The organism is Hymenobacter terrenus (assembly GCF_000972495.1).
In the GTDB taxonomy this organism is placed as follows: domain Bacteria; phylum Bacteroidota; class Bacteroidia; order Cytophagales; family Hymenobacteraceae; genus Hymenobacter; species Hymenobacter terrenus.
Genome location: NZ_LATM01000074.1, coordinates 1 through 3,891, shown reverse-complemented (window position 1 = coordinate 3,891; position 3,891 = coordinate 1). Strand labels below are relative to the sequence as shown.

Below are 3,891 nucleotides of genomic sequence, written 5' to 3'. Positions count from 1 at the left end.
CGACCGCGGACAAACTCTCACCCGAAAAGTCGTCCTCGAATAACTTCTTCTAGTATCACTTTTCGAAACCAAAAAGAGCCAGCAATTGCCGGCTCTTTTTGGTTTGAGGTATCTCTCAACTTACTCTACTACCAGCTTGCGGACAGCGCTGCCACTGGGTCCGTCGGCTTGCACGAGGTAGCTGCCGGCCTGAAGGGTGGCTAAGTTTAGGGTTGCCGTGGTGGTGCTGGAGCGCTGCGTTAGAACCGTGCGGCCCAGCAGGTCGCGCACGGTGAGGCGAATATTAGGCACGGGCAGCTGCACGGTGGCCTGGCGACGGGCTGGGTTGGGGAAAAGGTCGAACGTGAAGGCTGCTGCGTTGGTACGGGTAGCGGTAGGGATATATGCACGGTTTTCGAGCACGATAATCTGGTCATCGGTAGCGGCGGGACTAGCAATCTGGCCTCTATTGCTGGTTCCTAAATACACCTTGCCCTGTGGCGACACACAGACGGCCCGCAGCCGGCCAAAGGTTCTTGCCAGAAAATCTGTGCGGGAAATAATGGCTGTGCCGGGGGCATCCAGCGCCAACTGCAGTAGGCTTCGCTCTTTGAGAACAGCCAGCAATAGTGACCCACGCCAGCCGGGAATGGCTGGATGGTCGTAATAAGCAAGGCCGGCTGGGGCGATAGTGGGCGTCCAGGTAGTGAGGGGCTCACGAACGTTGTTGGTCGCGCAGAAAGCCGTTTCGGCAGGTAGGTTACAGTAGCCTTCCACGTCGGGCCAGCCGTAGTTGCGGCCGACTTCAATCTTATTGACTTCGTCATCATTGTTCGGGCCGTGCTCCGAACTGTAGATGCGGCCATCAGGTAATTGCACCAAGCCCTGCGGGTTGCGGTGCCCCAGGGTGTATACGTAGCTGCCAGCCACGGGATTGTCAGCCGGAACGGTACCATCGAGGTTCAGACGCAGGATTTTACCATTGGTAGAGGCCAGGGATTGGGCGCGGGGTCGTTGCTGCGCATCCCCGGTGGTCATCAGCAAGGTGCCATCGGCGAGGATAAGCAGGCGCGAACCACTGTGCGTGGTGGTAGCATCGATCTCATCCAACAGTACCAGTGGCGCGGTGAGTGTGCCAGCCGCGGCCGAATAGGTGTAGCGCACGAGCTTTTCCTTGAGGTCGCCGGCGTTGGTGTAGTTATACACGATGTAGACGTAGGGCGAGGTAGCAAACTGCGGGTGTAGCACCATGCCCAGCAGGCCGCTTTCGCCCACGGGCGTCACGTCGGGCAAAGTGAGCAGGGGCAGCACTTGGCCGGTGGCGGGGTTCACACGGCTGATGCGACCGAAGCGCTCGGTCACCCAGAGGAAGTTGTCGGGGCCCCACACTATTTCCCATACCACATTGAGGTTGGTGGCTACCGCCGAAGCCGTGACGGTGGTGGTGCCCACGGGGAAAGTAGTCAGGGCGGGGTTTTGAGCACTCGCAACGAGGGGCAGCCCTAATGTCGATAAGGCTAGCAGGGTGTGGCGTAGAAATTTCATGGCATCAGGCGGAGAAAACGAGAAGTTATGGAGGACCTCGCTATCAAATCAGCTAACGAAACTATTGTTCGGATAAATAAGACTTGAGAGTCTGTTCTTGCATTTTATCAACGCTGGCCTTTCTTGCAATCTCACTTATTTACAGTACATTAGAACAACATCAAGCAATACCTGGAATTATTTTTTGCACTCTTTTTACTTCTCTGCCAATCAGTACAATTTTATCATGACGCAACCATTTGGCCGATATGCTGCCGGGCTGCTGCCATCTGTCGATGCCAGGACCAAATCCACTGCTATTCCGAATACCGGCTGCATCCCAGCTCAGCAGCCATCTCCATGAACTTGTTCTGCCACGCCTTGCGGTTCCCTGCTTATAGCCGCCGCTCTTGTCATAGCTCAAACTTCCTTACCCTCACAACCTTTCAAGCCATGAAAAACATCTTTTCTCTTTTTAGCAAGTATCTGCTTACCTGCGCTCTTTTTATCTCCCTCGGATGCCTGGATGTGTTCGCGCAGTCCGGAATATACGTGGGTGGCCATTTTCGCCGGGAACGAAATAATACCGTCACCGACCTCAAAGCGTCTGGCTTTACCTACGTGATTCTGTTTAATATCAGCGTAGAACCGAATGGGGATTTAACAACTGATGGTCAGACCATATGCTCAAATGGAACATATGTCTTCGGCGCCACCAATCCTGATTATGTGGCCGACGTGACCTCTTTAAAGGCCGGGGCAACCTCTATCAACCGGGTAGAATCGTGCGTTGGGGGCTGGGGCAACCACTCCTATACCAATATCCGCAACCTTGTCAACTCACAAGGTGCTGGTACCAACAGCATCCTCTACCGCAATTTTAAGGCGTTGAAGAATGCCATTCCAGCAATAGACGCCATCAATAACGATGACGAAGAAGCTTATGATGTAAACAGCGCAACCGCTTTCCATGTGATGCTGGCCGATGCTGGCTTTAAGACGACACTGGCACCTTACACCAACAAAGGGTATTGGCAGAGCTTGGCTACCAACGTGAATAACCAACGCGGCGGGGCGGTAGATAAGGTTTACCTGCAATGGTATGAGGGTGGGGCCGGCAATAATCCTTGCGGCTGGAACCTGAATAACATTGAAATGCACACCGGTGACCTGAATTATGCTAATGCCAGTACCGTGGCCAGCAAAATGACTTCTGCCCGAGACAATTGCCGTTCGAAAGGTGGTTTCCTATGGGTGTATAATGATAACAACATCAATCTAAAGGAGTTAGCACAGCGAATCAATGTAATATATCCGCCGCAGCCGGGCAATACCAGTCGGTTTGCCACTCTCTACCAAGACTGTAACTACGGCGGCACGGCTGTAGGGCTCGGTACGGGCGACTATACGTTGAGCCAGTTGCAAGCGCGGGGCGTCACCAACGACGCCATCTCTTCGCTGAAAGTAGCTAATGGCTACGAAGCACAGCTCTTCTTCGATGACAACTTCAGCGGGACCTCGGTCACGATTAATTCAGACCTCAGCTGCTTCAGCGCCGACTGGAACGACAACGTTTCCTCACTGAAAGTGCGCCCCTCCGGGGCCAGCAAATTTGTAGAAGCCGAGACGTACAGTATATCAAGCGACGTGTTTAAAGAAACCACGACTGACACCGGCGGGGGGCAGAACGTGGCTGGCATCGACAGCAACGACTGGCTGGCGTACTACAACGTAAATTTCCCTAGCAGCGGCTCCTACCTCTTCGAGTATCGTGTGTCGAGCCTCGACACGGGAGGCCGGCTCTCGGCCGACCTGAACGCCAATGCCATTCAGCTTGGCGCCGTAGATGTGCCCAACACAGGCGGCTGGCAGAACTGGCAGACCGTTTCACACACGGTGAACGTCAGCGCGGGCACCTACAACTTCGGCATCTACGCGGCCAAGGGCCGCTGGAATATCAATTGGTTTCGCATTAGCAAAGCAGGCAATCGTTCGGCGAATCCAACACCTGCCGAAGCCAGGAGCAAGGCTTTGGATATTTATCCCAACCCGGTGGTCGACCAGCTTCACTTAAGCTTAGAGTTGGTGGCAGCCGGCAGTCAGTACCGCATCCTGAATGCCCATGGCCTGTCAGTAGCTACGGGTGCCGTGGAGCGCGGCACGCTGAACGTGGAGACGCTGCCCTCGGGCGTCTATACGCTGGTCATCGCTACTGCAGACCAGCAGCAGGTTATTCGCCACTTCGTGAAGTAAGTGCTGTTGATTTCGTGAGCAAGCAGGCGGCCCAACTGGGCCGCTTGCTTTGTTTCAGCCCCACCTTGTTGGCCGATAAAATGCCTATTTAACCCAAGTTGCGGCCTATAAGCCAACTTGGTCTAGGACGTGGGC

Annotated in this window: 2 protein-coding genes; one reads left to right on the top strand and one right to left on the bottom strand. The window is 54.6% G+C overall.

Features of this window, described 5'->3' with window-relative positions; translation table 11 throughout:
- Positions 1-120: 120 nt before the first annotated feature.
- The gene (locus tag WX88_RS26360; protein ID WP_052733144.1) at positions 121-1,524 is read right to left on the bottom strand and encodes a PQQ-dependent sugar dehydrogenase; all 1,404 of its coding nucleotides are present in this window, start codon (positions 1,522-1,524) and stop codon (positions 121-123) included.
- A 432-nt stretch (positions 1,525-1,956) separates the two neighbouring features.
- Here WX88_RS26360 and WX88_RS26355 point away from each other — a divergent pair, with 432 nt between their 5' ends.
- Positions 1,957-3,756: a carbohydrate-binding protein gene (locus WX88_RS26355; RefSeq protein WP_046247423.1), complete on the top strand. Its 1,800-nt coding sequence runs from the start codon at positions 1,957-1,959 to the stop codon at positions 3,754-3,756.
- Positions 3,757-3,891 lie beyond the last annotated feature (135 nt).

Excerpts from the sequence above, each read along its gene's own strand:
- WX88_RS26360 (WP_052733144.1), bottom strand. The coding sequence starts at position 1,524 with ATGAAATTTCTACGCCACACCCTGCTAGCCTTATCGACATTAGGGCTG.
- WX88_RS26355 (WP_046247423.1), top strand. The coding sequence starts at position 1,957 with ATGAAAAACATCTTTTCTCTTTTTAGCAAGTATCTGCTTACCTGCGCT.